The following is a 4,937-nucleotide window of genomic DNA, read 5'->3' on the forward strand; positions in this document are numbered from 1 at the left end:
TACTGGGTATGTAATTAGAGAAAATCTTACAGGTAATTCCTTTGCTTTATTAGATAAAGATGGAAATGTAGTACTTGCATATACAGTTCCAACAAGCCATGAAAGCAAGAATGCTTTAATGATTGCAAGTGATGATATTACCTTAAACTCAAGCTATTACTTTATTTCAGATGCAAATCTTCAAGGTAATAATATATTTAATGGTATTATCTCAAATAACAATGCATTGGGAGATAAAAAAGAGATAGTTATCACTAATCATGTAAATGGGGAATCACAAGAAATGGGTAGAGGAAGAATGATGGAAGGTTTTGATCCTTCTCGTATGACTCCTCCTGAAGGCTTTGATAAAACACGTATGACTCCTCCTGAAGGTTTTAAGGCGCCTCCTAAAGACTTTAAGGAATTTAAGAAATAATCATTTAGCTCTAGAACATCGGTTTCTAGAGCTATTTTTTAACCTTAACATAGTATGGAAAATGACTTATATTAAATCTAATGGAGAATTATTTTATGAATGAAGAACTTATTATGGGTTATAAAGCATTCTTAGATAACGGTAAAACTGAAAGAGAATGTGTTAGCCAGACAGTAAGTCTTGCAAAAGCAAAAGGTTACTCAGAGCTATGTGAAAAAACTGAGTTAAAACCAGGAGATAAAGTTTATTTTATCAATAGAGATAAATCTATAGCACTCTTTCATATCGGTTCAGACGATATTGAAAATGGAATGAATATCCTTGGTGCTCATATCGATTCACCAAGATTAGATTTAAAAATGAAGCCATTATATGAAAAGGATGGAATTGTTTATTTAAACACACACTACTATGGTGGAATTAAAAAATATCAATGGGTTACTCATCCTCTTGCTATACATGGTGTAGTTTTTAAAAAGGATGGTAGTTGTGCACTTGTAAACATTGGTGAAGATGAAGATGACACCGCACTTTGTATTTCTGATATTCTACCTCACATTGCACAGGACCAAATGAAAAAAACTGCTTCTGAATTCTTCCCAGGTGAAGACTTAGACTTAGTAGTTGGTCTTACTCCTCGTGGTAGTGAAGATAAAGATGCAGGTAAAAATGCTATCCTTGAGATCTTAAAAGAGCGCTATGATATCGAAGAAGCTGATTTCCTTTCTGCAGAGCTTGAGGTTGTTCCAGCTGGAAATACAAGAATCCTTGGTCTTGATAGCTCCATGATCTTAGGCTATGGCCAAGATGACAGAGTTTGCTCATACACCTCTTTAATGGCACTTTTAGAAGAAGAGGAAACACCTAAGAGAACTTCATGTTGTCTTTTAGTTGATAAAGAAGAAATTGGTTCAACTGGTTCAACAGGTATGAATAGCGAACTCCTTCCAAATATTGTTTCAGAGGTCTTAGCACTACTAGGTAAATCAAGTGATTTTGCATTAAGAAGAACACTTAGAAACTCATTTATGCTCTCAAGCGATGTAAACTCAGCATATGACCCTCTTCATACAGAGTTATACGATAAGCAAAATTCATCAACACTTTCAGGTGGCGTAGTGTTTAATAAGTATACAGGTTCACGCGGTAAATCAGGAGCAAGTGATGCAAATCCAGAGTTTATTGCAAAGCTTAGAAAGGTTTTAGATGATAATAGTGTTACCTATCAAATGGCTGAAATGGCTAGAGTTGATGTTGGTGGTGGCGGTACAATTGCAAAGTTTGCAGCATACTACGGTATGGAAGTAATTGACTGTGGTGTTGCAGTACTTTCAATGCATGCACCATGGGAAATTACAAGCGTATTTGATGTTGAAAGTGCATATAATTGCTATAAAGCATTCTTAACCCTTTAATTCTTTTGGCCTCTTAATAAAACAATTAAGAGGCTAATTTTATACATTTGTTGCAATTAATAAAATTTTTACAACAATATCACTAAAACACTTCCCCTTTTAGTAAGGTTTCAATATAATAGCCGCAACAAAATTTTCAGGAGAAAACTAAAAAATGGCAACTTATTATAATGAGCCTTCACACACTTTTAGTGAATACTTACTCATTCCAGGTTATTCTGATTCAACTTGCATTCCTTCAAACGTCTCTCTAAAGACTCCTCTTGTAAAATATAAGAAAGGCCAAGAAGAATGCCCTCTTACACTTAATATCCCTCTTGTGTCTGCTATCATGCAATCTGTATCAGGAGTCAAAATGGCTCAAGCATTAGCAAGAGAAGGTGGTATTAGCTTTATCTATGGATCCCAATCAATTGAAGATGAAGCAAAGATGGTAAGGGAAGTAAAATCATTTAAAGCAGGATTTGTAAAAAGCGACTCTAACATTAAGCCAACCGATACACTTGAAGATATTTTAGCTTTAAAGGAGAAAACTGGACACTCAACAGTTGCTGTAACTGACAACGGTAAAGGTGATGGTAAGCTTCTCGGAATAATTGGAAGTAAAGACTATAGAGTATCAAGAATGTCATTAGATACTTGTGTTTCCTCATTTATGACTCCACTTGAAGATCTTGTATATGCTAAATGGCCAATTACACTAAAAGAAGCTAACGACATCATTTGGGATAACAAACTTAATGCACTCCCAATTGTTGATGATGAAGGAAAGCTTTTATATTTTGTCTTTAGAAAAGACTACGATACTCACAAAGAAAATCCTTTAGAAGTATTAGATGCACATAAAAGATACATCGTTGGCGCAGGTATTAATACACGTGACTATGAGCAAAGAGTACCTGCATTAATTGAAGCTGGTGTAGATGTACTTTGTATCGACTCATCTGAAGGTTTTACAGAGTGGCAACAGAGAACTATCTCTTGGATTAGAGCTAATTATGGCGATAAAGTAAAAGTTGGTGCTGGAAACATTGTTGATAAAGCAGGATTTAGATTCTTAGCAGAGTGTGGCGCTGACTTTATTAAGGTCGGTATTGGTGGTGGTTCTATTTGTATCACACGTGAAACTAAAGGTATTGGTAGAGGACAGGCAACAGCTCTTATTGATGTAGCAGAGGAAAGAGATAAATACTTTAAAGAAACAGGTATTTACATCCCAATCTGTTCTGATGGTGGTCTTGTATATGACTATCACATGGCACTTGCCCTTGCTATGGGTGCTGATTTCTTAATGCTCGGTAGATACTTTGCTCGTTTTGATGAGTCTCCTACAGAGAAGATTAATCTCAATGGTAACTATGTTAAAGAGTATTGGGGAGAAGGTAGTGCTAGAGCAAGAAACTGGATGCGCTATGACCTTGGAGGAGATAAAAAATTAAGCTTTGTAGAAGGTGTTGATTCATACGTTCCTTATGCAGGATCTTTAAGAGATAATGTTAAGATGAGTATGAGTAAAGTTAAATCCACTATGTGTAACTGTGGGGCAATTACAATACCTCAGTTCCAAGAAAAAGCAGTATTAACTCTTGTTAGTGCTACAAGTATTACAGAAGGTGGAGCACACGATGTAATACTAAAGGATAATAAGTTCGAAATTAAATAAAGTTTAAAGTGTTTACCTTTGAAGCTATTGTTTCAAAGGTATTTTTTATGTCTTCCAAACAAAAAGAGGGGCCTGCTTTCACAGACACCCTCAGGGAAGGTAGATTCATTTTTTTATTATACGTAGAACAACATCTCACCATATGTTGGATATGGCCAATCCTTTTGATCTACAATAAGCTCAAGACTATCAGCAAATCCTCTTACATCTTCCATTGCTGGGATAATAGCATTTCTTGTGTAGTGTGCAAGATCGCTACCAGTATACTCAGCGGAGAGAGCAACTTGCTTTTCAAGATTAGTAACAGCTCCTTCGAGGTTATCAATTAATTGAGTAAGCTCGTTAACTAAAGCTACTTCGCTCTTACACTCAAGAGTAGGTAATACTGCCTTCTTAGATGCTACTGCAGCTGCAACCTTTCCAGCATACTTTGTACAAGCAGGAAGAACCTGTCTATTAACCATATCAATGAGTGTTGTTGCTTCGATATGAATAGTCTTAGAATACTCTTCATTTAAGATTTCATATCTTGAGTGCATTTCAACAGAGTTGAAGATTCCAAATTCGCTAAAGACTTCAATATTCTTTGGAGCAATGAATGTATCATATGCATCTGGAGAACTCTTGAGGTTCAATAGTCCCCTTCTCTCTGCTTCCTGAACCCATTCAGGAGCATAGTTATTACCATTAAATACAATTCTCTTATGCTCTTGGTAAGTCTTCTTAACAAGCTCTGTTACAGCTGCGTTAAAGTCCTTCGCATCCTTTAACTCCTCATAGAACTCCTTAAGAGCCTTTGCAACAATAGTATTAAGAACAATGTTTGGACCTGCAACTGAGAAAGAAGAACCAAGCATTCTGAACTCAAACTTATTACCTGTAAATGCAAATGGGCTTGTTCTGTTTCTATCTGTTGAATCCTTTGGAATAGCAGGAAGAACATGAACACCAAGTTCCATCTTTTCTTTACCCTTACCATTTACAGCCTTACCACTGATTAAACCTTCAAGAATCTCAGTAAGCTCATCACCAAGGAACATTGAAACAATTGCAGGAGGAGCTTCATTGGCACCAAGACGATGATCGTTACCTGCTGAGGCTACAGATACTCTCATTAAATCCTGATACTCATCAACAGCCTTGATGACGGCTACTAAGAAAAGGAGGAACTGAGCGTTATCCTTTGGACTATCACCTGGCTCAAGGAGGTTAATGCCAGTATCAGTGCTGATAGACCAGTTGTTATGTTTACCACTTCCATTTACTCCAGCAAATGGCTTTTCATGTAAAAGGCAAGCAAATCCATGACGATCCGCAATCTTCTTCAGTAACTCCAGTGTAAGCTGGTTGTGGTCGACTGCGATATTAGTAGTTCCGAAAACTGGAGCAAGCTCATGCTGACAAGGAGCAACCTCATTGTGACTTGTCTTTGCATTGATCC

3 protein-coding genes and 1 pseudogene are annotated in these 4,937 nt (G+C 36.6%); 3 read left to right on the top strand and 1 reads right to left on the bottom strand.

Annotated elements, in window-relative coordinates; translation table 11 throughout:
- From SOY52_RS00910 to SOY52_RS00920, 3 genes are all read left to right on the top strand, one after another.
- Positions 1-418 (top strand): hypothetical protein (locus tag SOY52_RS00910; RefSeq protein ID WP_320847104.1); only part of this gene is annotated, 418 nt, incomplete at its 5' end.
- Positions 419-513: 95 nt separating this feature from the next.
- Positions 514-1,833 (top strand): aminopeptidase, encoded by a 1,320-nt coding sequence (locus tag SOY52_RS00915; protein ID WP_320847105.1) that lies wholly within the window; start codon positions 514-516, stop codon positions 1,831-1,833.
- A gap of 154 nt (positions 1,834-1,987) precedes the next feature.
- Positions 1,988-3,496: an IMP dehydrogenase gene (locus SOY52_RS00920; RefSeq protein ID WP_320847106.1), complete on the top strand. Its 1,509-nt coding sequence runs from the start codon at positions 1,988-1,990 to the stop codon at positions 3,494-3,496.
- Between the two features lie 116 nt (positions 3,497-3,612).
- On the opposite strand, the pseudogene SOY52_RS00925 reads toward SOY52_RS00920, so the two are convergent.
- Positions 3,613-4,937: pseudogene (locus tag SOY52_RS00925) on the bottom strand (glutamine synthetase type III); the annotation flags it as partial.

Origin of the sequence: Bullifex sp. (assembly GCF_034103065.1) — a bacterium.
Taxonomy (GTDB): domain Bacteria; phylum Spirochaetota; class Spirochaetia; order Sphaerochaetales; family Sphaerochaetaceae; genus Bullifex.

Bases quoted from the DNA above. Each gene is read 5' to 3' on its own strand.
- SOY52_RS00920 (WP_320847106.1), top strand. From the start codon at position 1,988: ATGGCAACTTATTATAATGAGCCTTCACACACTTTTAGTGAATACTTA.
- SOY52_RS00915 (WP_320847105.1), top strand. From the start codon at position 514: ATGAATGAAGAACTTATTATGGGTTATAAAGCATTCTTAGATAACGGT.